Origin of the sequence: Alistipes sp. An66, assembly GCF_002161445.1 — a bacterium.
Taxonomy (GTDB): Bacteria; Bacteroidota; Bacteroidia; order Bacteroidales; family Rikenellaceae; genus Alistipes; species Alistipes cottocaccae.
On sequence record NZ_NFHT01000005.1, the window covers coordinates 138,088 to 164,036 of the forward strand.

The following is a 25,949-nucleotide window of genomic DNA, read 5'->3' on the forward strand; positions in this document are numbered from 1 at the left end:
GGAGAGTCTTTTCCGTTTCTCGGAATCACGATACTCATTTTGCGGGTTCGGAAATTCCCTTGCTGCGGCGGATGAACTCCACGACCTCTGCGAGACCGTCGGCAAACTTTGTAAAATCCTCCTTGTACAGGAAAATCTTATGGCGGTCGTAGGTGGACGAACCGTCGGCAGCCGTAATTTTTCGACTCTCGGTAATGGTCAGGAACCAGTCATCGCCGCGTGTCGCCCTGACATCGAAGAAATAGGTGCGACGACCGGCCTTTACGACTTTGGAAAGGATCTGATCTCCATAATCCTCACTGTCGCGTCGTGATGGGGATGGAACTAACATGTAACTTTTTTTTTGGGTTAACTTCCGAAGGGCATGGGGGTCCGTCGGAATTGTATATACGAATATACGGAAAAGTTTACGAAACACCAAACATCCGGGCTATTTTTTCGGAGCCAACAGCGGTTTTCCCTGTCGCTCCCAATCCGAAAGAAGCTCCACAGCCCGTTTGTAGGAGGTTGCGAGGCGGGGATTCACGACGCGGAAATAGGCCCCGGTTCCGAACAGCCGCTGTGCGGCAAGGGCTTTGAGCTGGGTGCGCAGGATGGGCTGCGAAGCGGCGAATCCCGCCTTGTCGAAGACCACGCCGCGCTGCGTACCGAGCTGCGTGAGGGCACCGAGCAGCTCGTCGGAGGGTTCGAATCCGCTGTCGAAGGCCTCGAAGGCGGGGTAGAGACGCGCGAGACTGTCGCGCGAACGGTCGAGCCAGTCGTTGACAAATTCGGTCACGACGCCTCGCCGAATCAGACCGGCGTAATAGTCCGAATAACCGGCCGTATCGGGTTCGATCACGATGTCGGGGCGAATGCCTCCGCCGCCATAGACCGTGCGTCCGCTGCGGAGTGTCCGGAATGCCGGAGCTCCGGCGTCGAGCGAGTCGCGCACGGCATCGTCGTATCGGCGCAGATGGTCGAGGTAGTATTCGCGGCGGTTTCCCTTCTCGTACGGACGCTGGATGACCCGCCCGGAGGGGGTATGGTAACGGGCCACGGTGATCCGCACGGCGGAGCCGTCGGGCAGGCCGATCTGCCGCTGCACGAGTCCCTTCCCGAAGCTGGGACGTCCGATGACGACGCCCCGGTCCCAGTCCTGAATGGCTCCGGCAACGATCTCCGACGCCGAGGCCGACGACTCGTCGATCAGCACGACCAGCCGGCCTTTGAGGTCTTCGCCGTTGCTCGGGGCACGGAACACCGAGGCCGGGACGGCGCGGCCCTCGGTGGAGACGATCTCCGCACCGCGCGGCAGGAAGAACCCGGCCATGCCGATGGCCTGCTCCAACAATCCGCCGCCGTTCCCGCGCAGGTCGAGAATCAACCTTTCGGGACGTCCCAATTCGCGATACGCTTTCGTAAACTCCTCCATCGTGGTGCGGCCGAAGCGGTTGACCTTGATGTAGCCGATCCCCTCCGGGGTCAGGTAGGCGGCATCCACGGTGTTCAGCGGAATGCGGTCGCGCACGATCACGAAGTGAAGCAGCCCCGGGGTCCCGTGGCGCACGACGTCGATTTCGACCTTCGAGCCGGTTTTTCCGCGCAGGTGCTTCGGCACCTCCGTGCGGGTCATCCCGACGGCCGGAAGCGTGTCGATGCGCACGATGCGGTCGTTGGCCCTGACGCCGACCCGTTCGGCGGGGCCTCCGGCGATGGTGTTGACGACGATCACCGTGTCGCGCAGCACGTTGAACTCCACACCGATGCCGCTGAATTCACCGTCGAAGCTCTCCTCGACGCCCTTCATCTCTTCGGCATCGAGGTAGGCCGAGTGGGGGTCCAGCTCTTCGAGCATCCCCCGGATGGCGCCCTCGACGACGGGTTCCATCTCCACCTCGTCGACATAGAGACCGTTCAGATAGCGGTAGACCTGCATCAGTTTGCGGAACTGTTGCAGGTTTTCCAGTTCCTGGGCTTTTGCCGGGGTCGCAGCGGCCAGGAGCGCAGCGATGGCTATGAGATATTTCCGCATGGCATTCTTTGTTGGTTGTCGTAACGTCGTAAGGAAAAGGGGCCCCGCAAGCGGAGCCCCGAATCAGGCCGTCAGGCCAGCGCTTGCGCGAGTTCCGCGAACGGCACCTGCCGTTGCTCGCCCGTGCGCATCTCCTTGACGGTGGCAGCTCCGGCTTCGAGCTCCTGCGACCCGACGATCACCACACAGGGGATTCCGCGCCGGTTGGCGTACTCCATCTGCTTCTTCATCTTGCCCGCTTCGGGGTAGATCTCGGCGGCGATGCCGCGTGCGCGCACTTCGCGCAGCAGCGGCAGGACGGCGGCCTCCTCCTCGGCTCCGAGGTTGGTGAACAGCACGCGGGTCGTGCAGTTGACCTCTTCGGGGAAGAGGTTGAGCCCGGTCATCACGTCGTAGATGCGGTCGGCGCCGAACGAGATGCCGACGCCCGAGAGGTTGGGCATGCCGAAGATGCCCGTGAGGTCGTCGTAGCGGCCGCCGCCGCAGATCGAGCCGATGGCGAAGTCGAGGGCCTTGACCTCGAAGATCGCCCCGGTGTAGTAGTTCAAACCGCGTGCCAGCGAGAGATCGAGCTCCACCCGAAGGTCGATGCCCAGCCGTTCGACGTGGCCGAAGAGGATCTCCATCTCGTCGATGCCTTTCAGACCGGTTTCCGAAGATGCCAGCACCTCTCGCAGCTGATTGAGTTTTTGATGGTTGTCTCCGCTTAATTCAAGGATCGGTTGAAGCCGGTCGACCGCCTCCTGCGACAACCCGCGCTCCCGGAGTTCGGCCTTCACGTTGTCCAGTCCGATCTTTTCCAGCTTGTCGATGGCCACCGTGATGTCCATCATCTTGTCGGCGTGGCCGATGGCCTCGGCGATGCCGAAGAGGATCTTGCGGTTGTTCATCTTCAACGCCACGCGGATGCCCAGCGCCTTGAAGACCCGCTCGACGATCTCCACCAGCTCGACCTCGCACAGCAGCGAGCGCGTGCCGATGACGTCGACGTCGCACTGGTAGAATTCGCGGTAACGGCCCTTCTGCGGGCGGTCGGCACGCCATACGGGCTGGATCTGATAGCGCTTGAAGGGGAAGGTCAGCTCGCCCTGGTGCTGCACGACGTAGCGCGCGAAGGGGACCGTCAGGTCGTAGCGCAGGCCCTTTTCGCAGATTTTCGACGCCTGCCGCACCTCGTCGTCCGAGAGCCCCGCGGCGTACTCGCCCGAATTGAGAATCTTGAAGAGGAGTTTGTCGCCCTCGTCGCCGTACTTGCCCAGCAGCGTCGAGAGGTTCTCCATCGCGGGGGTTTCCAGCGGCGCGAAGCCATAGGTGCGGAAGACCCGCTTCACCGTGTCGAAGATATATTGCCGGCGCATCATCTCCATCGGGGAGAAGTCGCGCGTACCTTTGGGTATGGAGGGTTTCTGTGCCATACTATATAAATTTTTGTTTCGTTTTCAGGTATTTTTCCCAACCTGCGTGATCCCGTGCTTCCATGTATTTGGGGTGCTCCCCGAGCAGGCGCTTCAAGGCAACCTCGTCGCGACGGAAGAAAACGACGACCATTTCGCGGATCGCATCCATTCGTTCGACCTCATATATGCTCACGCGGCGCGGTGCCCGCATTCCCGCTTCTGCGGGATATACATATCCGACGAAATAGCCCAACCGGTCGTTGTCGTCGACTGCGGCCGAAATGAAAAGCGAACGGTCGGTCTTCAAATCCGTCACCGACAGCGTGGGGGAGTTTTTCTTGATTCTCCGAGCCTCACGCGCCTGCTCATGCCAGGGGAAGCGTTCCATCGCGGCGAGGAATTCGTCGGCATCGCACGTTCCGACCGGTTCCACACGATCCGGATCTTCGTGGGCGCGGAGTTGGTCCCAGATAAATGCATCGACCGGGCGGTTTGCCGGCGTCCCGCATGAAAAAAGCCCCAGGAAGAGCAGGAAAAAGGCTGCAATACGCATTCTGTCAAGCCATTAATTTCTTGTAACGCACGCGGTGGGGTTCCGTATCGCCGCCCTGTGCCTTCTTCCACGCCTCGTACTCCGAATAGGAGCCCTGGTAGAAGACCACCTTCGAGTCGCCTTCGAACGAGAGGATGTGCGTGGCGATGCGGTCCAGGAACCAGCGGTCGTGCGAGATCACCACGGCGCATCCGGCGAAGTTTTCCAGACCCTCTTCCAAAGCCCGCAGCGTGTTGACGTCGATGTCGTTCGTCGGCTCGTCCAGCAGCAGGACGTTGCCCTCCTCTTTGAGCGCAAGGGCCAGATGCAGGCGGTTGCGCTCGCCGCCCGACAGCATGCCGCACTTCTTCTCCTGATCGGCGCCCGAGAAGTTGAACCGCGCGACGTAGGCCCGGGCGTTGACCTGCCGGTTGCCCAGCGTGATGAGGTCCGTACCGCCCGAAATCACCTCAAAGACCGTCTTTTCGGGGTCGATCGACTTGTGCTGCTGGTCGACGTAGGCCAGTTTGACGGTCGGCCCCACGCGGAACGAACCGCTCGTCGGCTCGTCAAGCCCCATGATCATGCGGAAGAGGGTGGTCTTGCCCGTACCGTTCGGGCCGATCACGCCCACGATGCCCGCGGGCGGCAGCGAGAATTCCAGATGCTCGTAGAGCACGCGGTCGCCGAAGGCCTTCGAGACGTCGTGCGCCTCGATCACCACGTCGCCCAGACGCGGACCGTTCGGGATGAAGATTTCGAGCTTCTCCTCCTTCTGCTTCGTATCCTCGTTCATCAGTTTGTCGTAGGCCGACAGACGCGCCTTCGACTTGGCGTGACGCCCCGAGGGCGACATGCGCACCCACTCCAACTCGCGTTCGAGGGTCTTGCGGCGTTTCGACTCCTGCTTCTCCTCCATGGCCATGCGCGTGGTCTTCTGTTCGAGCCAGCCCGAGTAGTTGCCCTTCCACGGAATGCCCTCGCCGCGGTCCAGTTCGAGGATCCATCCGGCGACGTTGTCCAGGAAGTAGCGGTCGTGGGTCACGGCGATCACCGTACCCTTGTATTGTTGGAGGTGCTGTTCGAGCCAGTCGATCGACTCGGCGTCGAGGTGGTTCGTGGGCTCGTCGAGCAGCAGCACGTCGGGCTGTTGCAGCAGCAGGCGGCACAGCGCCACGCGGCGGCGCTCACCGCCCGAGAGGACCTTCACCGACTGATCCGGATCGGGACAGCGCAGGGCATCCATGGCGCGTTCCAGCACGCTGTCCAGCTCCCAGCCGTTGACGTGGTCGATCTGCTCGTACAACTCGCCCTGACGCTCGATCAGCTTGGCCATCGTGTCGTCGTCCATCGGCTCGCACAGCTTCATGTTGATCTCCTCGTACTCTTTCAGGAGGGCGACCGTTGCGGCGCAGCCCTCCTCGACGACCTCCTTCACGGTCTTCGAGTCATCCAGTTTGGGTTCCTGTTCGAGGTATCCGACCGTGTATCCGGGCGAGAAGACCACTTCGCCCTCGTAGTTCCTGTCGATTCCGGCGATGATCTTCATGAGCGTGGACTTACCCGCGCCGTTCAGACCGATGATACCGATCTTGGCACCGTAGAAGAACGAGAGGTAAATGTTGTTCAGTACCCGTTTCTGGTTGGGAAAGGTCTTGCTTACGCCGACCATCGAGAAGATGATTTTTTCGTCTGCCATATCCTTATCAGCGAGATTTTTTCGGTTTTCCGCCAAAGATACGGAGAATTTCCGGATTTTTCCCTTCCCGGGATGCGAATATTTACGAAAGGGGGCGGAAAGAGGCGGGAAGGCATACAAAAATGGGGCCGGAACAACCCCGGACGTTCCCGGGCGAAGAGGCGTGAGGAATGGGGGCATGCAAATCCGGACAGACCTTTTCCTCCTCCATATCTCACGAAAACCCCGCTCCTTTCCGGAAGCGGGGTTCTTCTTGCACGCTGCGGCCCACGGGCCGGCAACGCGGATCAATAGTTCTCCTTCTTGGGCTCGAAGTAGGCCTGCGGGTGCTTGCACGCCGGGCAGAGCTTCGGAGCCTCCTCGGCCTCGATGATGAAACCGCAGTTGCGGCACTGCCACCAGATCTTGCCGTCGCGCTTGAAGAAGTTCCCGTCCGTCAGACGGCTCAACAGTTTCAGATAGCGGCGCTCGTGCTCGGCCTCGACGATCGAGATCATGCGGAACGCTGCGGCGATCTCGGCAAAGCCCTCCTCGTCGGCTACCTGTGCGAATTCGCGGTAGAGCACATCCCACTCCTCGTTCTCACCTTTGGCCGCAGCCAGCAGGTTCTCGGCCGTCGTGCCGATCGGACCGGTGGGGTAGCTGGCCGTGATCTCCACGTCGCCGCCCTCGAGGAACTTGAAGAAACGCTCGGCATGCTCCTTCTCCTGCTCGGCAGTCTCGGCGAAGACGCCGGCGATCTGCTCGTAACCCTCCTTCCTGGCCTTGCTCGAAAAGAATACGTAACGGCTCCGTGCCTGGCTTTCGCCGGCGAACGCCTTCAACAGATTCTGTTCGGTACGCGTACCTTTGATGCTCTTTTCCATACTCTTATAATGTTTAAGTGTGTGTTGTTTTCCGTTTCTGCTGCAAAGATAAACTTTTCCCGCACAAATCGCCAAAAATTTCCGATCGGTAGTTTTTATCCCGCTATTCGGATTGCTTATACCCGCTTCCGCGCATCGCCTCGACATCGGTGCGGAAGACGCCGTAGGCCGCCGGCAGGGCCATCGTATCGGCAGCTTCGGGCGGCAGGATGCGGTAGCGCGGCAGCGCCACCCACACGGGCGTCACCTCCAAAGCGTAGCTCATCCGCCCTTCGGGGTGCCGCGAGGCCTCGACTTCGGCAACCAGCCCGCCGTCGGTGTAGCGTCGCCGCTGGTTCGAGACCAGGTTGCCCAGCGAGTAGAGCACCACGTGCGCGGAATCCGCCTCCCAGGGCTGCACCACGTGGGGATGGCTCCCGACCACCACATCGACGCCGTGACGCCGCAGAAAGACTGCCAGACTGCGCTGCGCGGCATTGGTCTGCCGTTCGTACTCGTTGCCCCAGTGCAGGCAGGCGACGATGAAGTCGGCTCCCGCCGTCCGCGCCGCAGCCGCATCGGCGGCCATCCGCACGGTGTCGATCCGGTTGACGATCATCCCCTGCGGGACGGGCATGCCGTTGGTGCCGTAAGTGTAGTTCAGCAGGGCCAGCCGCACGCCGTTCCGGGTGAGGAGGAGCGGGTGGTTGCGGCGGTAGTCGGCGCTGTCGGCGAAGACGCCCGTATGGCGGATTCCGCAGCGGTCCAACTCCTCGATGCTCGTGCGGATTCCCTCGGCACCGCCGTCGCAGCAGTGGTTGTTGGCCAGCACCGCGACGTCGACCCCGGCATCGCGCAGGGCGTCGGCGAGCGCCACCGGCGAACGGAACAGCGGATAACCCGTATAGCGTTTGCTGCGCGTGAGCGTGGTTTCGAGGTTCACGACCGCGAGATCGGCGGACTGCATCCGCGGAGCCAGTGCCGCAAAAACGGGGCCATAGTCGAACCCCTCGCCGCTGCGGGCCGCCTCGACCTGCGGGAGGTGCTGCATGACGTCGCCGCCGAACCACATCCGGATGCGTTGGGGCGGCGGCACGCGGCCCGGACCCGACCAGCCGTCCGGAGCGGGAGAGTCGGGGAGGGTGCGGCGCCCGGCGGGCGTGCAGCACGTGGCGGCCAGCAGGAGAGCCAACAGCACGCGGGAACAGCGGGATTTCAGGATCCGGGTCATCACTTCGGGGATTTCGGAGTATCGGGATATTTGCGCGCAGGGTTCTTCGGGAACCAGCCCCGGGCGACACGCTTGCGCTGTTCGAACAGCTCGCCAATGCTCCACAGCGACGAGGCGCCCCAGACGGCCAGCAGCGTCGACCAGAGCACATGCCGCACGGCGATCGACCCGGCGATCGCCGCGAGACCCATCACGAGGAACACCCACCAGATCCGCACTCCGAAATAGTATTCCCCCCGGATGACCAGCGGGTGGAACAGCCCGATGATGAGGAACGTGGCGAGGCCGATGACGATTCCCGTCAGATTGTATTGTGCAAGAAATTCCATATCCGCAAATGTTTTCGGGGCCGGATCCGTGCCGTTCGGCCCGCTCAAAGATACGGAAAGAAGCGTGCCGGAGCAAACGAAAAAACTTTGTTTTTCAACCCGACATCGCGGATTCCGATCCGGCCAAAGATAGCGAAAATTTCCGTTTCCGCGGAATTTCTTTGGCATACAACTTGCTCCACAGCCCGGTGAATGTCAAGTTACTGAAAAATAGAAAGAATGTTTCACGGAACCAAACCTTTATTTTAATTATGAAAACATTTCGACTTCTTCTTGTCGCCCTGCTTCTTGCGGGCACCGCGTCGGCCCAGCGTTACGAACGCAAGGCCATGCGCAGCGACTATTCGCCGACGGTCTATCTGATCTCGCTGCATCAGACCGACACCATTTATTATTCGCCGCAGGCCGTGCAGCAGGCCGTGGCGCTCAACAACCTGGCCATGGACAACGCCATCCAGGACTACCTCGACACGCACCGCTTCGGGTTCCAGCAGACCGAAAAACCGCAGTTCATCTTCACGACGAAGAACAACCGCTTCTCGCTGGCCATGGGCGGTTTCGTACAGATGCGCGCCGGTGTCGACCTCGGCGGCATCTCCGACAATCTGGATTTCGTGCCCTACGACATCCCGATCCCGGCGACCTACGACACGCACAAGCAGATGTTCATGGACGCCTCGACGTCGCGGCTCTTCTTCAAGGCGATCACCAACAGCGACATGCTGGGCCGCGTGGTCGTCTACATGGATGCCGACTTCCGGGGCGGAGCGCCGGGCAGCTATACGCCGCGCATCCGTTCGGCCTACGTGTCGCTGCTGGGCTTCACGCTGGGCCGCGACGTGACGACCTTCTGCGACCTCTCGGCCGCTCCGACGACCATCGACTTCCAGGGCCCGAACGCCTATAACTTCAACTTCGCGACGATGATCCGCTACGAGGTGTCGTTCGCCCGCGACAAGATGACGTTCGGCATCGCCGCCGAGATGCCCGAGGTCAGCGGCACCTACAACGACTACTTCGCACCGGTCAAGCAGCGCATTCCGGACTTCCCGGCCTACCTGCAATTCGCCTGGGGCCCCAACCGCGAGAGCCACATCCGCGCTTCGGGCGTCATCCGCAACATGTACCTGCACAACATGCGCACGGGCAACAACACCTCGCTGCTGGGCTGGGGCGCCCAGTTCAGCGGCACGATCAAGGCTTTCCGCTGGCTGCGCCTCTTCATGAACGGCGTCTACGGCGAGGGCATCACCCCCTACATTCAGGACCTCACGGGTTCGGGTCTCGACTTCACGCCCGATCCGGAGAACCCCGCGAAGATCCAGACCATGCCGATGTGGGGCTGGCAGGCCGCCGCACAGTTCAACCTCTCGCCGCGCCTGTTCGTCTCGGGCGGCTACTCGCAGGTCAACGTCGAGAAGAACCACGGCTACTACGCCCCCGACGAGTACAAGAAAGGCCAGTACATCTTCGGCAACATCTTCTACGGGTTGAGCCCCCGCTGCCGCATCGCCGCCGAATACCTCTACGGTACGCGCGAGAACATGAACAACGCCGACGGCCACGCCAACCGCATCCAGATGATGCTGCAATACAGCTTCTGATCCCCGCCGCGGATCTTTCCGAAGACGGTCCCCATTTGCGGGGGCCGTCTTTTTCGTTGCGGAACGGTCCGCCGGAGAGGCCGGGACGACCTGCTTTTCGGATCTTTTTGTATCTTTGCACCGAAACACGCGCGGCGGCGGACACGGCACCGTCCGACCCGCACAACCCTGACGGAAACATGGAGGAACTCAACGGCCCGATCGCCGGCTGGCTGGCCGGAATCGGATGGAGCAAGGAGCATATCGACCTGACGACGAAACTCATCCTGCTGGGCGGGATCGTGATCGTCTCGTGGCTGGCGGCGAAACTCTTCCGGAACCTGCTCGTTCCGGCCCTGCAACGGATCAGCCGGAGCACGAAGGCCACGTGGGACGACCATCTGTTCAGCGACCGCGTGATGCGCGCCGCGGCACGGCTGATCCCGCCCGTGGTGTGGTACGTGCTGCTGGCGGCCGTCTTCTACGACCTGCCGCTCCTGCTGGGCGTGCTCCGGAAGGTGTGCCTGATCTACCTGATCGTCACGGTACTGCTGCTGATCAACGCCTTCCTCGACACGCTCCACGAAATCGCCACGCAGCACGAAACCCTGCGCAACCGTCCCTTGAAGGGAATCTACCAGATGGTCAAGCTGCTGGCCGTCTGCGTGGGTGCGATTCTGATCGTGAGCATCCTGATCGGCCGCGATCCGACGACGATCCTGGCCGGACTCGGCGCCTCGGCGGCCATCGTGATGCTGATCTTCCGCGACAGCATCCTGGGACTGGTGGCGGGCGTGCAGCTCTCGGCCAACGACATGCTGCGCCCCGGGGACTGGATTACGATGGAGAAGTACGGCGCCGACGGATACGTCACGGAGGTGACGCTGACGACGGTCAAGATCCAGAATTTCGACAAGACGATCACGACGATCCCGCCCTATGCGCTGGTCAGCGATTCGTTCCGCAACTGGCGCGGGATGCGCGAGAGCGGCGGACGGCGCATCAAACGCTCGCTGCTGATCGACATCGCCTCGGTGCACACCTGCACCCCGGCGGAGGTGGAGTCGCTGCGGCGGAAAGGCCTGATCGCAGCAGATACGGAACCGAAGACGCAACCGATTGTCAATCTGCATGTATTCCGGGATTATATAAGGGAGAGCTTGAAGCGGAATCCGGAAATCCATCCCGACCTGATGCAGATGGTCCGGATGTTGCAGCCGACCGCCGAAGGCGTGCCGGTCGAGGTCTACTGCTTCACGCGCAGCACGGAGTGGGTGACCTACGAGGCCGTGCAGGACGATCTGTTCGACCGGCTGTTCGCCGTGCTTCCCGAATTCGGGCTGCGGGCCTTCCAGCGACCCTCGGGGCAGGACCTCGGAACGCTCCGGGCCGACCTCTCCGCAGAGACGGAGAAAATGCCCGGAACCGATGATCGCGCGGCCCGATAACCAGGCAATGAATACGATACGACCATGCTTCTTACACTGACACTCATTCTGACGTTGCTGGCCTTCGTCGCCGACTGGATCCATTTCCACCGCCAACGCCGCCGCGGAGCCACACCGCAACGTGGGTTCATCCTCTGGGCGCTGGCGACGGATGCGCTGCCGCTGGTCTCGGCAATCGCCGGGCTGTGCTGCCACGACAACGGGCCCAACGTCATGATCTTCTACATGTGGATCTTCTGGGGCTGGATCGTGACCGTCCTGCCGCGGATGCTCTACTACCTCTTCCACTTCGCGGGGCTGCGCCGCACGGGACTCGTGTTTGCCGGGGCCCTGACGCTCTTCCTGCTCTGGGGAACGACCCTCGGCCGTACACGCATCCGTGTGAACCGCGTCGAGATCTGCTCCGACCGCATTCCCGCGGCGTTCGACGGCTACCGCTTCGTGCAGTTCTCGGACGCCCACGTCGGGACGCTCGTCAACCCCGAGCGTGAACTGGCCCGGCTGGTGGACACGATCAACGCCCTGCATCCCGATGCGGTCTTCTTCACGGGTGACCTGGTGACGATCCGCTCCGCAGAGCTCGACGAACGGGCCATGTCGCAGCTGCGGCGCATCGAAAGCCCCGTGTGGTCGGTGACGGGCAACCACGACGTGGGAACCTACATCCGGGATTCGATAGCCTTCCCGGCGGCCGACGAGGCCCGCAACGTCGTGGAGAAACAGCGTGCAATAGGGTGGCGGGTGCTGGAAGACACGACCCTCTACCTGCGCCGCGGTGCCGACAGCATCTCGCTGACGGGCATCTCGTTCGACCCCGAGCTGCGCCACCGCCGCCACGACCGGCACCTTCCGGCCGACAACCTGCCCGAAATCTACGCCGGGGTTCCCGACTCGCTCTACAACATCACGCTGGTCCACGTGCCGCAGCTCTGGAAGCCGGTCATGGAGGCCGGCTACGGCGACCTGACCCTTTCGGGACACGTCCACGCGATGCAGTTCAAGATCCGTCCGTGGGGGCGCGGCTGGTCGCCCGCCGCCTGGCTCTACGAACATTGGAGCGGTCGTTACGACGATGGCCGCCATACACTCTACATCAACGACGGTACGGGATGCGTGGCCTATCCGATGCGGTTGGGGGCCTGGCCCGAAGTGACACTCTTCACCTTGAAACGATGCGAATAACCCTCTCTTTCGCCGCCACGGCCGACGGATTCCTCGATGACCGGTCCGACCGGCGGCTGATGATCTCCACGCCCGAGGATTGGGAAGCCGTGCTCCGCCTGCGGGCCCGCTGCGACGCCATTCTGGTCGGGGCCGGAACGCTGCGCCGCGACAATCCGGCGCTGTTGCTGCGCGACCCCGAAGTCCGGGCCCGGCGGGCGGCCGCGGGGCTGCGGCCCGATCTGACGAAGGTGACCGTAACCCGTTCGGGGCGGGTGGATCCGTCGATGCGCTTCTTCACGGAGGGGGACGCCGACCGATACATCTTTTCGGAGGCGAAAATAGATGGGGTAGAAGGAATTGCAGAGGTTATTTCAAGCGACGGTTCAATCACTCCGGCCTTTATCGTTACCGAACTGGAACGCCGCGGAATCCGGCATCTGCTCGTCGAGGGCGGCGCCGAAACGCTGCGGATGTTCCTCGATGCGGGGTTGGCCGATGTCGTGCGGCGGGCCGTCAATCCGCACCTGCGGCTCGGGCCCGAAAAGGGCGGGGCGCAGTTTCGGTTCGAACCGCCGCAGGGAGCCGCCTGCACGGTGGAGCATCTCGGCGGCATGGAGGTGACGACCTGCCTGCTGCATCCCGATACCGCGGCGGAGGATCTCCGCCGGCTCGACGAGGCCGTCCGCGAAGGGTTCCGCTGCACGCCCTGCGCATCGTGTTACCGCGTGGGGGCCGTCATCGTGCTGCCCGACGGCCGTGCGTTCCGCGGCTATACCCACGAGACCTCTCCGACGCACCACGCCGAGCAGGAGGCCGTCCGCAAGGCCCTCGATGCCGGTGCCGACCTGCGCGGCGCCGCGATCTACTCCTCGATGGAGCCCTGCTCGCAGCGCAGCAGCGAACCCGAAAGCTGCTCGCAGCTGATCCTCCGACAAGGATTCGCACGGGTGGTCTTCGCCTGCTACGAGCCCGCCTGTTTCGTCCGCTGCCAGGGCGCCCGGATGCTGCGCGAAGCCGGCGTCGACGTGCGCGTTTATCCGGAACTGGCAGGCCGCGTCCTCGAAGCAAACGCCCACCTGAAAGGATAAACAGCCGCAATTTGTGTCCATAAAGGCATAATATTGTCCTGAATTGCCGGTGTTCTGCCGCTTTTGCCCGAAGATTGCATATATTTGCCGCATTCGGAAAGCAGTGTGCATGTCAATCCGCCGGAAATCATACAACTACGGAATCGGGATGCCGCCCGGCCCGGAGACGACGCGAAAACAACGGTTTCCGCTTGTTTCCGAGTCCGATTTTGCTTATTTTTGTAAACAAACCATTTTTCGGATCCTCACGATGAAAAAAATGCTCTCGATCGTCGTCCTGGCTTCGGCCGTGGCCGCAGCTCCGGTTTCGGCCCAGCAGGGACAGCAGCAGGGACAGATGATCTCGCTCGAAGAGGCCATTGCCGTGACCCTCACGGAGAACCCCGCCCTGAAAGCCGCCGCCTACGAAGAGCGTGCCGCCCAACAGGAGCGCCGCGCCGCCATCGGACTGCGCATGCCGCAGATCAACCTCACGGGCGCGTATACCTACATGGAAAAGGATATCGGCGTCGACTTCAACAACCTGAAAGCCCCTGTCAAGGACCTCACGGGCAAAATCCTCGGTAGCGGAATCATTACCGATCCGGCGCTCCTGCAAGGAATTCAGGGACTGCTCAACCCGATGATGAATGCCGACTGGTTCCTCACCTTGCAGGACCGGAGCCTCGGCTTCGTCGGCGGCGAGGTGACCCTCCCGATCTGGATGGGCGGTAAGATCAACGCCGCGAACCGCGCCGCGAAGATCAACGAGAAAACCGCCGTCGAACAGGGTAACCAAACCCGCAACGCGCTGATCTCGGAGCTCGTCGAGCGTTACTTCGGGTTGGCGCTCGCCCGGCAGGTCGTCGCCGTGCGCCAGCAGGTCGTCGACGGCGTGAAACGCCACCTTGAAGATGCCCGAGCCCTGGCCCGCAACGGCATGATCGCCCAGAGCGAACTCCTCTACGTGGAGTTCAAGATGGCCGAGGCCGAACGCGAACTGGCCAACGCCCGCTTGCAGGCCGAAACCGTCGCCAGCGCCCTGTCGAACACCCTCGGCAAGGAGAACGACTGGCTGCCCGTCACGGCGATGTTCATGCTCGGCGAGGTCGAGGAGCTGGCCTACTATCAGGATCTCGCGCAGGCCCGCAATCCGCTGCTCACCCAGGTCTCGCTCAAACGCCAGCTCGCCGAGGAGGGGATGCGCGCCCAGCGTTCGGCCTTCCTGCCGCAGGTGGTCGCCATGGGCGGCGGGTCGTTCTACAACTACCAGGTCGCCGGATTCGTGCCCCGCTGGGCCGTCGGCGTAGGGGTCAACATCAAGCTCTTCGACGGTCTGAACCGCGAATACAAGTACTCGGCCGCCAAACAGACCGTGCGCCGCGTCGGCGAGTTGCAGAACAAGGCCGGGCAGGATGTCGCCGTGCTGGTCGAGAAGCTCTACAACCAGATGATGAACTACCGCAACCAGATGACCTCGATCGACGCCTCGCTGGCCTTCGCCGAAGAGTATCTCCGCATGAAGAACGCCGCATTCCTCGAAGGAATGAGTTCGTCGTCGGATCTGATCGATGCCGAACTGAACCTCGCCGGCGTGCGCACCGAGCGTCTGCAAGCCGCCTACAACTACGACCTGTTGCTCGCCCAGCTGCTCGAAGCCGCCGGAATCAGCGAGGAGTTCCCGGCCTACGCCCGCCGCAACGACGCCCGGCCGATCCTGTACGACAAAAAATAACAATCACGCGATATGAAACGAAACAACGTAATCGGAATCGTGGCCGCCGCGGCGGTCATCATCCTCTCGGTGGCCCTGATCAGCTGGTACCTCGACAAACGCACCCCGATGCTGATCCAGGGCACGGTCGAATGCACGACCTACAAGGCTTCGTCGAAGGTCCCCGGGCGCATTCTCGACATGAAGGTCGAGGAGGGACAGCGCGTCGAGAAGGGCGAGCTGCTCTACACGCTCTCGACCCCCGAACTGGACGCCAAGCTCCGACAGGCCGAAGCCGTGAAGAGCGCCGCGTCGGCACTGGATCAGGCCGCCGTGGCCGGCGCCCGCGTGCAGCAGATCGAAGCCGCGCTGAACATGTGGCAGAAGGCACAGGCCGGGCTGGAACTCGCCCGCAAGACCTATGAGCGGGTGCAGAACCTCTACAATGAAGGGGTCGTCCCGGCCCAGAAGCTCGACGAGGCCACGGCCAATTACCAGGCCATGGAGGCCACGGCCCTCGCCGCAAAGGCCCAGTACGACATGGCCGCGGACGGCGCCCGCAAGGAGGAGAAGGAGGCCGCTGCCGCCCGCGTGCGTCAGGCCGAAGGCGCCGTCAGCGAGGTCGAGTCCTACATCAGCGACGCCATGGTCTACTCGCCCGTCACGGGCGAGATCTCGACGATCATCGCCGAACAGGGCGAACTCGTCGGCAGCGGATACCCCGTCGTCGCGATCCTCGACATGAGCGACCTGTGGGTGACCTTCAACATCAAGGAGACCCTGCTGCCCGGAATCGCCATGGGCCGGCATTTCGTCGGGCATGTCCCGGCGCTGGATGCCGACGTCGAGTTCGAGGTGACCTACATCGCCCCGCAGGCCGACTTCGCAACCTGGGCCGCAACCCGTACACAGGGCGGATTCGATATCCGAACGTTCGCCATCAAGGCTAAACCCGTCTCCCCGGTCGGAAACCTGCGCCCCGGCATGAGCGTCCTCGTCGACTGGGAACGAATCCGGCAATAGAAAATGCGCGGTTTCCTGCTCCATACCCTTGCCGTCATGCGGCGTGAGACGGCCCGCCTGGCCCGTCAGCCGATGTATGTCGTGCTGATGATCGTCCTGCCGGTGGTGTCGTTCTCGTTCTTCGCGCTGCTCTTCGGGCAGGGTGCCATCCGCAACATCCCGATCGCCGTACTCGATCAGGACAACACCACGCTCTCGCGCAAGGTCATCCGGATGATCGACGAAACACCTACGGCTCTCGTTGCCTGCGGCATTCAGGACATGGCCGAGGGCGAACGGCTCATGCGCGAGGGAAAGGTCGTGGCCGTGGTGCTCGTGCCGCCGTTCTTCGAGAAGTCGATCCTCTCCAACACCCAGACCCATCTGGAAAACTACGTCTCGGGAACCAACATCACCGTCAACGGCCTCCTCTCGAAGGATATTCAGACCGCCGTGACGACCTTCTCGGCCGGCATCCAGCTCCAACTGCTCATGAAGAAGGGGCTCACCGAACATCAGGCCATGGCCCAGCTGATGCCCGTGCGCTTCGACAAGCACGTACTCTTCAACCCCCACATCAACTACGGCTATTACCTCGCCCCGAGCTTCATGCCCATGATGCTGATGATCTTCGTCGTCATGACCACCATCTTCGCCATCGGCACCGAACTCAAAAACGCGACGGCCCGCGACTGGGTGGAAACCGCCGGAGGTTCGATCCGGGCCGCACTCCTCGGAAAGGTCCTGCCCATCACCGTCGTGATGTTCCTCGTCTCGCTCGTGATGATGATCATCAACTTCAAGATCGTCGGAACGCCCCTGAACGGAAGCCTCGCGGTGCTCCTCGTCGGGACGCTGCTCTTCATCCTCGGCTACCAGTCGATCTCGGTGCTCATCGTCTCGCTGCTGGCCAACCTGCGTCTCTCGCTCTCGATCGGCGGCGGATACTCCGTGCTGGCCTTCACCTTCTCGGGCCTTACATTCCCTGTCATGGCCATGTGGGAACCCATGCAGTGGGTGAGCCGCATCTTCCCCTTCACCTTCTACACCGACATCTTCGTCGACCAGATGCTGCGCGGAACCCCGTGGGTCTATTCGCTGCCCGACCTCTGCTACATGGCGCTGTTCATTGTCTTACCGCTGCTCTGCCTGCCGCGCCTGAAACGCGTCGCGACGGAGGAAAAATTCTGGGGGAGGTTGTGATATGAGCCGATTTTCAAGACAGATCACTTCGTACTGGCACCAGACCGGCGCCGTCATCCGGAACGAATTCCGCACGATCTTCACCGACAAGGGCGTCATTCTGATTCTGGTCTTCGCACTGCTGATCTACGCCACGGTCTACTCGCTGGCCTACGGTTCGCAGGTGCTGCGCAACGTCCCGATCGGCGTCGTGGACGAGTGCCGCACGCCCACGAGCCGGGCGCTGATCAACGCCTTCAATGCCGGGCCCAACACCTATGTCGCCTATACGCCGACCTCGATGGAGGAGGCCCGCGAACTCTTCCATGCCCGCAAGATCTACGGCGTGGTCTACATCCCGTCGGACTACGAACGGTGTCTCTACGGCGGGGAGCAGGCCAACGTGGCGATCTACTGCGACGCCAGCTACTTCCTCATGTACCGGCAGGTCTTCCAGGAGGTCGTCACCTCGATCGGACAGACCGGCGCCATGGTCGAATTCCAGCGGCTGATCGCAAAGGGCGCGAACATCCCCCAGGCACAGGCCACCACACAGCCTGTCATCTACCAGTCGCACAACCTCTTCAACCCCTATCTCGGCTACGGAACCTTCGTCATGCCCGCCATCATCATGGTCATCATCCAGCAGACGATGCTCATCGGCATCGGCATGATCGGCGGCACGTGGCGCGAATTCGGGCTCTACCACAAACTCTGCCCACCGGGACGCCGCCGCATGTCGACCATCCCGATCGTCATCGGACGCTCGCTGGTCTATGCGCTGATCTACGCCGTGACGTGCACCTACGTTCTCGGGCTCCATTACCGGATCTTCCACTTCCCGATGAACGGCGATCCGTGGACCGTGGGGCTCCTCATGACGGTTTACATGTCGGCCTGCATCGCCTTGGGCATCGCCGTGTCGACGCTTTTCCGCTACCGCGAGAACTCCCTGCTGCTGTTGCTCTGGACCTCGATTCCGGTGTTGATGTTGAGCGGCGTGTCGTATCCCCGCGAAGGGATTCCCGACTGGCTCTTCAACCTCGGGCAGCTCCTCCCCAGTAGCCACGGCGTCGACGGATTCATCCGCGTCCAGACCATGGGCGCCTCGACCGCCGAGGTCTTCTCCGAAATCAAATGGCTCGTCATCCTCACGGTCGTCTACGGCGGGCTGGCCTGCATCGGCATCCATCAGGTCATCCAGCGGGAACTCCGCGATGCCGGAGAACTCCGCCAAAAAGAGTAAAGTCTTTCTGCGCGGAGGCCATTCCTTCGGGAAGCAGGCAACAACTCATAAAAAACAGCCGGGTCGAAAACCCGGCTGTTTCGTATCTGGCGATGCGGCGACCCCGCATCAATGGAAGTGCATCGGCGGGGGAGGAGCACCCGGACCCGGACGTCGGGAGGAGCGGTCCATGCCCTCGTAATCCTTGATATTGTGCGAGCCCTTCTTGCCGAAACGCCGCAGGTTGTAGGTAAACTGCACCATGTAGTAACGTCCGATGACGCTGTTCGTGGCATTCTGCGTCCAGCCCGAGCCCGTCGTGCGGACGAAGGCCTTGTTCTGGTTCAGCAGGTCGTTCACTCCGATCATGATCTCGCCCCGCTGGTTGCGGAAGATCTTCTTGCCCAGCCAGGCGTTGCACAGCAGGTAGCTCTCCTCGTAGTCGTTCGTGAAGCCCAGGTACTGCGTGTAGGCGGCGCTTGCCGTCAGCGTGAAGCCCAGCGGGAAGACCAGTTTCAGGTTGCCCTGTGCCGTGTGGTTGAAATAGCGGTTCTTCGCCTTCGACGTATCCATCGAGTTGGTCGCCTCGTTGTAGGTTCCGTTCCACGAGAGCGTGAAGTCGACGTTCTCCGAAATGTTGCTGCCCAGCACGGCCCGGAAGTCGTAGCCCAGATTCTCCGCATCGTTCCGCTCGCCGCCCGAAATCAGCCCCGTCGCCGGGTCCACCGTACCGCCCAGCATGCTCGGCGTCTTGGTGTAGGTGACACCCGCCATGATGTTGAAGTTCGATTTCAGGAACCCGACCGGAAGTCCGTAGCTCAAATGCGTACGCAACTTCCAATAACCGTCGAGGTTCGTCGTCGTCGAGTAGTAGAGCGGAGTGTATTCCTTGCCTTCGATGTCGAGCTTTCCGGGGTTCTGCACCAGATGCGTTGCCGTGTAGTCCAGCGTCGTATTCATCGAGAACATCCACATGAAGGTCCGGCCCTTCTCGACGTTCGAATTCACGTAGTGGAAGTTCACCCGATGGGCATAGGAGGGGCGGAGATACTTGTTACCGTGGGAGATGTTCTGCGCATCCGAGACGTCGTAGACGCTTTGCAGGTCGGTGACCGTCGGGCTGTCCGTATAGGACGAGACGAAGAGACGAAGCGTATTCTCACGGTTGATGTTCAGTTCGCCCATCATGAAGTAGGTCACGTTGTTGTACGAATGCGAGATCTCCTCGGCCTCGCCCCGGACCACCTCGCCGTCGAGCGTCGAGCGCTGGTAGTAGACGTTGGCGATGAAGCGGCTGCGGTCCTTCGCATAGCGGAAGCCCGGACCGACGCTCTGCGTCAGGTAGCCGCTCCGGTAGGAGTTCGACAGCGACAGGTCGGGCAACAGTCCCTCGATCGAGAAGTCGCTGCCCGTAACATAGGTCCGCGTATCGCGTTCCTGCGTGTTGTACGACATGCGGTATTGCAGGCTCACCTGTGCGTATTTGGCCACCGGTTCCGTATAGGTGAAATTCCCGCGCACTCTCGTGGAGGAGGATGGCGCCATATTGCGCAGATAGCGAAGCGAGAGGTAGGCGGACGGATCCCAGACGAAGGGAATATCATCTTCGAAACCCGCTATCGTCTCGGGACGGTCGGTCTGGCTGCCCAGCTCGTTCGACCACGATCTCGAATTGTTCTTGTTGTCCTGATAGCTGAACGACCCGTCGACGGTGATCGTGCGGCCGTCCTTGCCCAGCTTGGCGCGGTAGACGGCACTCGTCCCGATGTTGTAACCATGTTGCAGGCCGTCGCTGTAATTGTACGTGTTGCTGTAACCGCTGCCGCCCGCCTCCGGAGCACCGAACTGCCAGCCGTAAGTCGTGCTCACGCGATCGTTCGACTGGTAGCTGAACCGCGGCCGGATCATCAGGTTCTGGTTCTCCGAGATCTTCCACTCCAAACGGGCGTTGAAACGGTGGTTGTAGCCCTTCGTGTCGGAGTTGCCGCGCGTCATCAGCGTATCGAGCGCCATCGGCGCCTCGTACCACTTGTCGACCGTCGAGAGGTTCCGCGTGTCGGTATTGTTGAAGAAGTAGCTACCCTGGACCGACACCTGGTCGCGTTTGCCCCACGTGTCGGAGTAGTTCACGCCGAGGGCGTTGACCGTGGCCACGCCGCTCTGCGGACGCATCATGTACTGGCCCACGCCGCCGCGGCGACCGCCTCCGCCGCCCGAGACGCCCAGAATGTCCTCGAACGAGAAGTTCTGCTGGTTGACGTTGTTGAACAGGCCGATCAGCGAGATGCGGGTGTCGCCCGTGAAGATGTTGGCGTTACCGCCGGCCAGGTACTTGAACCGATCCTCGGTGGTCGTCTCGGCGTCGTAGCCGAATCCGGCATAGAGCTTTCCGAACTGCCCCTGCCGCATGCCGGGTTTCGTGACGATGTTGAGCGCCTTGTATCCCTCGCCGTCGTCCATGCCCGAGAATTCGGCCGCATCGGAGAGTTTGTTGTAGACCTCCACCCGGTCGACGGCCTCGGCCGGCAGCGACTTGATCGCCGTGGTGACATCCTCGCCGAAGAACTCCTTGCCGTCGACGAAGACCTTCTTGATCTCCTCGCCCTGCGTCTCGACCACGCCGTCCGTCACGGTGATGCCGGGCATCTTTTTCAGCAGTCCCTCCACGTCGGCGTCGTTCGTCACCTTGAACGCCCCGGCGTTGTAGCTCACCGTATCGCCCTTCTGCGACGTCCGCATGGCCTTCACCTCCTTGACCACCGTCTCGATCTGCACGCCCGGTTTGAGGCGCAGCGTGCCGAGATTCAGACGCGGGGTCGACAGCCGGAACGTCGTGTCGAGGTTATTGTACCCGATGAACGATACCGTCAGGGCATATTCCCCGTAGGCGAGCGAGGAGATCGACGCTGCGCCCCTGTATCCCGACGCAAAACCTTGTTTCTTGTCCGGCGTTTTGGTCGGAGCGACGGTCAGCACGGCGCCGACGACGCTGTTCCCGGTTTCCGCATCGACGATCGTCGCTGTCACGCTGCCCTTCTGGGCAAGTGCCGCGGCCGCGAAGAGCGTCAGCAGGGTTGTCAATAATACACGTTTCATGCTTCTCTGTTTTCTCTGGGCTGATTTTATCTCGTTTTCCATTCCTTCATTTCCGGGCCTCTCCGCCGGGCCTGAAAGGCCCGCGAATTTACGTTTTTTTCACCATATTATCTCCTGCCGACCCGGTGAATCGGCAAAAAAAGGGTGTCAGTCGACCGGACTGACACCCGCTCCGGCAGTTTCATGCCGTCATCCGAAGCCCCCGTTATTTCTTGCGCGGACAATCTTTCGGGCAATCACCCTGCTTCGGGCCCTTCTTGTGCTTCATGTGAGGGCCGTTCCCCGGCTGTCCCGGACGCGGGCCCTGCATCTGCGACCACTGCATGAACTGCTCGGTCGAGAGGATCGACTTCATCTTGTCGGCCTCGGCGGCGCGGGCTTCGCGCATCTTCTCGCGCATGGCCTGCATCTGTTTGATCTGATCCAGGTTCACCTCATAGACCTGCTTGGCCTGGGCGTCCGAAAGGTTCAGCTGTTTGGTCATGCGCTCGGTCTGGCGCTGTGCCAGCTGCTCGGCCGTGGGAGGGGTCCTGGGTTCCGCCTGCGGTTTGTTCTCCTGGGCGAAAAGGGTCGTCGTAGCCATCAGGCAAAGGGCCATTGCGGCCGCAAAAATCTGCTTTTTCATAACCCTGCAATTTTTGATTTAATGTTGGACATTCCGGTTGCCGGCCCGTGTCCGGCCTCTCCGGGTCTCTGCTGCAAAGTTAGGACCAAACTCCGGATTCGGAGCCGCCCTCCGGGTGAAACGCCCGAGCCGGCCGGTCAACCGGCTATTCCGCGGGGCGAACCGACCGCAGCCAGGCCTTGAATTCCGGTACCCGGGCCTTCGAGATGATGATCCGCTCGGGAGTCTCGACCGTCAGGTGCAGCGACAGCCGGCTCCCGAACCACACGACGATCTCCTTCACGGCCCGACGCGCCACGATGAACTGGCGGTTGGCCCGGAAGAACTCCTCCTCGGGCAGCATGGATTGCAGCGTTTCGAGCGTCCGGTCCAGCGGGTAGACCGCACCGTCGTAGTCGCAGGCCGTGACGCGCTCGTTCGCCGTGTAGCAATAGGCGATCCGGTCGCGTTGCAGCGGGATGATCCGGTCGCGCACGTGGACCAGAAAGACCTCCCCGCGGTCGCGGCGCTCCGCGGCCAGCGACCGCACCCGCGATCCGTAACTGCTGCGTTCGGCCGAGGTCAGGCGCCGCAACTTGGCCAGGGCCCGCCGTACATCGGACTCGTTGAGCGGTTTGAGCAGGTAGTCGATGCTGTTGACCTTGAAGGCTTCCAGCGCATAGCGGTCGTAGGCCGTCGTGAAGATCACCGGAGCGGTGATCTCCACGGCGTCGAAGATGCGGAACGAGTCGCCGTCGGCCAGGTGGATGTCCATGAAGAGCAGCTCCGGTTCGGGGTTCGCCCGCAGCCACTCGATGCTCTCCGCGACGCTTTCCAGCGTCGCCACGACCTCCACCTCCGGGGCCGCCTGCCGCAGGATCGCCGCCAGGTTCCGCGCCGCGGCGGTTTCGTCTTCGATAATCAGTGCTTTCATCTTCATGGTCAGGATTCGGGGTTCAACAGCGGCATCCGAACGCGGAACGTCTCGCCGTCGTCGAGGATCTCGATCCGGCGTCCCGTGATCAGCTGCCAGCGGTTGTTCAGGTTTTCCAGCCCGATCCCGGTCGAGGGCTCGGGTTCCAGTTTCGGGATCTTCGGGTTCGCGACTTCGAGCCAGGCGCCCTCGGTGCGGATCAAAATGTGGAACGGCTTGCTGCGCGTGATCGTGTTGTGCTTCACGGCATTGCCGATCAGCGGCTGCAACGACAGCGCCGGAAGCCGCCACGGCCGGTATTTCGGGTCGACGTCGATGTCGAAGAAGAGTTTGTCGGCGTAGCGGATCTTGAACAGGTAGCTGTACGCCTCGACGAACTTCAACTCCTCGTCGAGGGTCATCAGCGTCGATTGTCCGTTCTGGATGATGTAGCGGAACGTGTACGACAGCTGGTCGATGTAGGTGAGGGCCTTCTCGTCGTGGCGCTCCCGCACGAGCATCGCCAGCGAGTTGAGCGAATTGAAGAAGAAGTGGGGGTTGATCTGCCCGACGAGCATGTTGTACCGGGTGGCGAGGTTCTCGTTTTTGAGCCGCTCGTTCTCCACGACGACGGCCTGCCGCTGGGAGATCAGCACGTAGATCCACCCGTAGAGCATCGACACCACGACGGCGAACGAGCATTTCAGCAGCAGCATGTAGTCGAACATGCGGCCGCTCATGCAGTTGAGCAGGATACGGCCCGTGTGCCACTCGGTGACGGGCGCCACGCAGTAGAGACCCGCGGCGGCCGCGCAGCACCACAGGCAGCGACGCACGTAGCGCGACATGGAGTAATTGCGCCGTACGGTGGTGAGGATCGAGAGCATCACGAACGACACCACCAGATAATAGATGAGTTGCAGCAGCAGCTCCGTGCCGCGGGACGGACGACTGTACAGCATGCTGTAATCGAATTCGCGGCCGTTTCGCATGAGGACCTTCTGCATCATCGGATGGGCGCCGGGACGCCGCGGCGGAGTCATCTCGGCGACGATCCGGTCGCCCGCCGCGAGTCGCAGGCGGTTCATCCGCTGCGTGGGGACATAGGCGCTGTCGCCGTTTTCGTAGACGAGGTATCCGTAGCCGTCGGGGTGCACGACGAGCCGCCCCTCGTCCTCGCGGATCAGGGCCCGTTTCGGGGCGGGCTGCTGTTGGGTGCTTTCGTTGTTCAGGTCCACGAGCATCAGCAGCACGTAGGAGAAGTTCACCACCAGACTGATCGCCACGGCGACCAGCAGGTTCAGCACCACGTCGGCGTATTTCGATTGCAGTTTCATGGTCGGTATCTTTCGGTGTTTCCGCCCGGCGTCGTCCGCGGATCCCTCCGGAGAGGGGTTGTCGCGGGTCTCCGCAGACTTCGTCGGAGAGCGGGGGAGTCACGGGTGTCAGCATCCCGGAGCAGAGCGGAGGCTACTCCTCCTCCCCGTACCACGAGGCATAGAGCATGTAGTCGTGGGCCGTGCGGCGGACGATCTCGTCGCGCTGCTCGGGGGTGATCTCCTTGACCTTGCGGGCCGGGACGCCGGCATAGACCGAGTTGGGTTCCAGCTGTGCGTTGGAGAGCACCAGCGCATTGGCGGCGATGATGCACCCCGAAGGGACGTGGGCGTTGTCGAGCACCGTGGCGCCCATGCCGATCAGGCAGTTGTCCTCGATCACGGCGCCGTGGATCGTAGCGTTGTGGCCCACCGAGACGTCGTTGCCGATGATCGTCTGCGAGGGGTGCTTCGCCTGGTCGTAGATGGTGTGCAGCACGGCGCCGTCCTGGATGTTCGTGCGGTCGCCGATGACGATCCGGTTCACGTCGCCGCGCAGCACGGCGTTGTACCAGATCGAGCAGTCGCGGCCGATGGTTACGTTGCCCAGAATGACGGCCGTCTCGGCCAGAAAGGTGTTTTCGCCGATCACGGGTTCGTGACCGCGGACTTTGCGGATCAATGCCATATCTTTTTTCTGTTTGGAATCGTCATTCGGTTATGCTCCTCTCAATGCTCGATTCCCTTGGCTTCCTGCCAGAGGGACTCCATCTCGTCGAGCGTCATATCATGAAGCATACGGCCTTCTGCGGCAGCGTGTTCCTCCATGTAATTGAAGCGTTGCATGAACTTGTTGTTCGTGCGGGCCAACGCCGATTCGGGATCCACGCCGTAGAGCCGCGCCGCGTTGACCAGCGCGAAGAACAGGTCGCCGAATTCGGCTTCGAGATCGGCCTTGCGGCCCGATTTCATCTCGGCTTCGACCTCGCCGACCTCCTCCTTGACCTTCTCCCAGACATCCTCCTTCCGCTTCCAGTCGAAGCCCGCCCCGGCGGCCTTCTCGCCCATGCGGTAGGCCTTGACCAGTGCCGGCAGCGAGCGCGGAACCCCGCCCAGCGTACCGCTCTTGCGGTTCTTCTTGCGGAGTTTCAACGCCTCCCAGTTCTCCTTGACCTCTTCGGGCGTATTGGCGTGGATGTCGCCGTAGACATGCGGATGGCGGTAGATCAGCTTGTCGCACAGGGCGTTGGCTACGTCGCCGAAATCGAAGGCTCCCTCCTCTTCGCCGAGTTTCGAGTAGAAGACCACGTGCAGCAGCAGGTCGCCCAGCTCCTCCTTGATTCCATCCAGATTGCGGTCCGTGATGGCGTCGGCCAGTTCGTAGGTCTCCTCGATGGTGTTGCTGCGGAGCGACTCGAAGGTCTGCTCCCGGTCCCACGGACACTCGCGGCGCAGGGTGTTCATCACTTCCAGCAGCCGGGCCGTAGCTTTCAGACGTTTGTCTTCCATGTCGTAAATCGTATTTACCGTTCCTGCAAAGGTAGTGTTTTCGGCGAAAAAATCGTAACTTTGTGTTTGACAAATTTGC

General features: G+C 62.0%; 22 protein-coding genes. 8 read left to right on the top strand and 14 right to left on the bottom strand.

The window, feature by feature from the left end:
- Window positions 1-34: 34 nt before the first annotated feature.
- From B5G16_RS05505 to B5G16_RS05540, 8 genes are all read right to left on the bottom strand, one after another.
- On the bottom strand, window positions 35-331 hold the full coding sequence (locus B5G16_RS05505; RefSeq protein ID WP_087262105.1) for a DUF3276 family protein: 297 nt from the start codon (window positions 329-331) through the stop codon (window positions 35-37).
- A gap of 99 nt (window positions 332-430) precedes the next feature.
- Window positions 431-2,014, bottom strand: coding sequence for a S41 family peptidase (locus tag B5G16_RS05510; RefSeq protein ID WP_087262028.1), 1,584 nt, complete (start codon window positions 2,012-2,014; stop codon window positions 431-433).
- A gap of 71 nt (window positions 2,015-2,085) precedes the next feature.
- Window positions 2,086-3,429 carry a histidine--tRNA ligase gene (gene hisS, locus B5G16_RS05515; protein ID WP_087262030.1) on the bottom strand — a complete coding sequence of 448 codons (1,344 nt, stop codon included), beginning with the start codon at window positions 3,427-3,429 and terminating at the stop codon, window positions 2,086-2,088.
- 1 nt (window position 3,430) lies between these two features.
- On the bottom strand, window positions 3,431-3,964 hold the full coding sequence (locus tag B5G16_RS05520; protein WP_087262032.1) for a hypothetical protein: 534 nt from the start codon (window positions 3,962-3,964) through the stop codon (window positions 3,431-3,433).
- Window positions 3,965-3,968: 4 nt separating this feature from the next.
- Window positions 3,969-5,642, bottom strand: coding sequence for an energy-dependent translational throttle protein EttA (gene ettA, locus B5G16_RS05525; RefSeq protein ID WP_087262034.1), 1,674 nt, complete (start codon window positions 5,640-5,642; stop codon window positions 3,969-3,971).
- 287 nt (window positions 5,643-5,929) lie between these two features.
- Window positions 5,930-6,508 (bottom strand): rubrerythrin, encoded by a 579-nt coding sequence (gene rbr / locus B5G16_RS05530; protein ID WP_087262036.1) that lies wholly within the window; start codon window positions 6,506-6,508, stop codon window positions 5,930-5,932.
- 103 nt (window positions 6,509-6,611) lie between these two features.
- Complete coding sequence (locus tag B5G16_RS05535; protein ID WP_204228025.1) at window positions 6,612-7,718, bottom strand: CapA family protein; 1,107 nt, start codon at window positions 7,716-7,718, stop codon at window positions 6,612-6,614.
- A complete protein-coding gene (locus B5G16_RS05540) occupies window positions 7,718-8,047 on the bottom strand; it encodes a DUF4491 family protein (RefSeq protein ID WP_087262038.1) in 330 nt (109 codons plus the stop codon). Before B5G16_RS05540 ends, B5G16_RS05535 begins: the two co-directional genes overlap by 1 nt.
- Window positions 8,048-8,298: 251 nt before the next feature.
- Between B5G16_RS05540 and B5G16_RS05545 the strand changes: the two genes are divergently transcribed.
- The 8 genes from B5G16_RS05545 (at window position 8,299) to B5G16_RS05580 (ending at window position 18,453) form a co-directional block, all read left to right on the top strand.
- Window positions 8,299-9,651, top strand: coding sequence for a DcaP family trimeric outer membrane transporter (locus B5G16_RS05545; protein WP_087262041.1), 1,353 nt, complete (start codon window positions 8,299-8,301; stop codon window positions 9,649-9,651).
- Window positions 9,652-9,830: 179 nt separating this feature from the next.
- Complete coding sequence (locus B5G16_RS05550; protein WP_087262043.1) at window positions 9,831-11,078, top strand: mechanosensitive ion channel family protein; 1,248 nt, start codon at window positions 9,831-9,833, stop codon at window positions 11,076-11,078.
- Window positions 11,079-11,102: 24 nt separating this feature from the next.
- On the top strand, window positions 11,103-12,260 hold the full coding sequence (locus tag B5G16_RS05555; RefSeq protein ID WP_087262045.1) for a metallophosphoesterase: 1,158 nt from the start codon (window positions 11,103-11,105) through the stop codon (window positions 12,258-12,260).
- On the top strand, window positions 12,251-13,330 hold the full coding sequence (locus B5G16_RS05560; RefSeq protein ID WP_087262047.1) for a dihydrofolate reductase family protein: 1,080 nt from the start codon (window positions 12,251-12,253) through the stop codon (window positions 13,328-13,330). Before B5G16_RS05555 ends, B5G16_RS05560 begins: the two co-directional genes overlap by 10 nt.
- A gap of 250 nt (window positions 13,331-13,580) precedes the next feature.
- On the top strand, window positions 13,581-15,044 hold the full coding sequence (locus B5G16_RS05565; RefSeq protein ID WP_087262110.1) for a TolC family protein: 1,464 nt from the start codon (window positions 13,581-13,583) through the stop codon (window positions 15,042-15,044).
- Between the two features lie 12 nt (window positions 15,045-15,056).
- The gene (locus tag B5G16_RS05570) at window positions 15,057-16,046 is read left to right on the top strand and encodes an HlyD family secretion protein (protein WP_087262050.1); all 990 of its coding nucleotides are present in this window, start codon (window positions 15,057-15,059) and stop codon (window positions 16,044-16,046) included.
- A gap of 3 nt (window positions 16,047-16,049) precedes the next feature.
- Window positions 16,050-17,228, top strand: coding sequence for an ABC transporter permease (locus tag B5G16_RS05575; protein ID WP_087262052.1), 1,179 nt, complete (start codon window positions 16,050-16,052; stop codon window positions 17,226-17,228).
- Between the two features lies 1 nt (window position 17,229).
- Window positions 17,230-18,453: an ABC transporter permease gene (locus tag B5G16_RS05580; RefSeq protein WP_087262054.1), complete on the top strand. Its 1,224-nt coding sequence runs from the start codon at window positions 17,230-17,232 to the stop codon at window positions 18,451-18,453.
- 108 nt (window positions 18,454-18,561) lie between these two features.
- Here the strand turns inward: B5G16_RS05580 and B5G16_RS05585 are convergent, their stop codons facing one another.
- The 6 genes from B5G16_RS05585 to mazG form a co-directional block, all read right to left on the bottom strand.
- The gene (locus B5G16_RS05585; protein WP_087262056.1) at window positions 18,562-21,528 is read right to left on the bottom strand and encodes an outer membrane beta-barrel protein; all 2,967 of its coding nucleotides are present in this window, start codon (window positions 21,526-21,528) and stop codon (window positions 18,562-18,564) included.
- Between the two features lie 205 nt (window positions 21,529-21,733).
- Window positions 21,734-22,153 (bottom strand): DUF4890 domain-containing protein, encoded by a 420-nt coding sequence (locus tag B5G16_RS05590; protein WP_087262058.1) that lies wholly within the window; start codon window positions 22,151-22,153, stop codon window positions 21,734-21,736.
- A 145-nt stretch (window positions 22,154-22,298) separates the two neighbouring features.
- Window positions 22,299-23,066, bottom strand: a complete 768-nt coding sequence (locus tag B5G16_RS05595) for a LytR/AlgR family response regulator transcription factor (protein ID WP_087262113.1) — start codon at window positions 23,064-23,066, stop codon at window positions 22,299-22,301.
- An 8-nt stretch (window positions 23,067-23,074) separates the two neighbouring features.
- Window positions 23,075-24,382: a histidine kinase gene (locus tag B5G16_RS05600; protein ID WP_087262060.1), complete on the bottom strand. Its 1,308-nt coding sequence runs from the start codon at window positions 24,380-24,382 to the stop codon at window positions 23,075-23,077.
- 133 nt (window positions 24,383-24,515) lie between these two features.
- A complete protein-coding gene (locus B5G16_RS05605) occupies window positions 24,516-25,049 on the bottom strand; it encodes a gamma carbonic anhydrase family protein (RefSeq protein WP_087262062.1) in 534 nt (177 codons plus the stop codon).
- A 41-nt stretch (window positions 25,050-25,090) separates the two neighbouring features.
- Entirely contained in the window at window positions 25,091-25,870 is a 780-nt protein-coding gene (mazG, locus tag B5G16_RS05610; RefSeq protein WP_087262064.1) for a nucleoside triphosphate pyrophosphohydrolase, read from the bottom strand.
- Window positions 25,871-25,949: the final 79 nt, after the last annotated feature.